At 45.4% G+C, this 1,412-nt stretch carries 2 protein-coding genes; both read right to left on the bottom strand.

Annotated features, from left to right (window positions below; translation table 11 throughout):
• Positions 1 to 301 (bottom strand): sigma-70 factor domain-containing protein (locus IQ242_RS24735; RefSeq protein WP_305070292.1); only part of this gene is annotated, 301 nt, incomplete at its 3' end.
• A 161-nt stretch (positions 302 to 462) separates the two neighbouring features.
• Positions 463 to 1,412: anthranilate phosphoribosyltransferase family protein (locus IQ242_RS24730; protein WP_193961775.1), on the bottom strand; the 950-nt coding region annotated here is incomplete at its 5' end.

The raw sequence follows: 1,412 nt of genomic DNA, 5'->3' as shown, positions 1-1,412 counted from the left end.
GTTTAACGGCGGCGGCGCATAATTTCAGTAAAGACAGATGACGCTGTACCTGTTGCGCTTGTTCAACTTCCTCGTCCCGTTTGAGCAGAGGCACTCTGCCAATGTCTTGTAGGTATAAACGTACTAAATCGGTAGTTGTGCCGTTGCTGTAGCTTTTTTCGGGACTAGATACTAAATCATCTTCCAAATCACTGCCGAGAAAATCTTCATCCAGGTCGATCGAGTTTTCCTTCAGTTTTAAGATAGAAAAAGAGGGACAGATAAATTCAGTTTCGAGCGTCGAGGGGTTAATTGCAGACATGATGGCTTCTCTACGGGCGACTGTGATAGGAATTAGAAACTTCTAAATCGTTTACCGTAGTCATAGCTTTCCCACTTGAGCGAGGAAATGATGCAGTTGGGAAAATTTTTTTCTCAAAAGTATTTATAATGGAGTGATTTTCCCTACAGTCCTATTCCTATCTATTCCTGATTTTCCAGATAATTACTGATCTCTTCTAGTTTAGCCAGGGCTTTTCCCGACTGTAAAGATTGTTGTGCTTGCTGGAAACCCGTGGGGATATCTGGGACAATTCCACAGCGCCAAAGATAAAAACCACCGTTAAAAATTGCCGCATCGCTTAATTCATTATTTTCTCCAGCTAATAAACCCTTTAATTTAGCGGTGAGCATCTCTAAAGATTCGAGGGGATAATCCGAGGGACAGAAGCCATAATCGCGAGGATTTAGGAAAAATCGCTGAAAGGAAGGCGGATCGGTGGGATTTCCCAGACCAATAATCGCCGTCCGATTACAGGCTAAATCACAACTGCCCTCTAATCCTTTCACAGTGGTGAAATGAGAGATATTTCTCAGGGCAAAAGTTTCGCAAAAACGCTCCTCGGTGGGGGGATGAACAAAACCCGATATCTGATGAATATTACCGACAAAAGGCGACCACATTAACTCTACCGTGGCCATGGGCGGACGTTTACCGATTTGCTCCCGATAGGTGATGAAATTCTGTACTAGAGGGAAATGGCGCGGAATATAGAAAAAAGTCAATCCTGTGGTGATTAAACAGTCTTGCACTGCTGCTAAGGATAATTGACTAAAATCTGCTCCTAATTGCTGCCAGATTTCCTTGAGGGAAATACCGTATTTAGTCGGCATTCGATCGCCCCCGTGCAGGACTACGGGAACCCCTGCCAACCCTAGGATTAAAGTAGTGATCGGGGTAACTGGGGCAGTGCGAGAGCGTCCATCGTAGGGATTGCCAAAAATAGTGATCGGATGCTGAAAAGAGGCTGATTCTAGGGTTATTTGCAGGCCAAGCTCGGCGTAGGCATCAAGCATTCCCGCTAATTCATCGCTGGTGGGGCGTTTAATGCGATGGGCACTCATAAAAGCACCGATTTGGGCCGGGGTTGCCT

The organism is Microcystis sp. LEGE 08355 (genome assembly GCF_015207185.1).
Taxonomy (GTDB): domain Bacteria; phylum Cyanobacteriota; class Cyanobacteriia; order Cyanobacteriales; family Microcystaceae; genus Microcystis; species Microcystis panniformis.
This window is presented reverse-complemented; position numbering and strand designations above follow the sequence as displayed.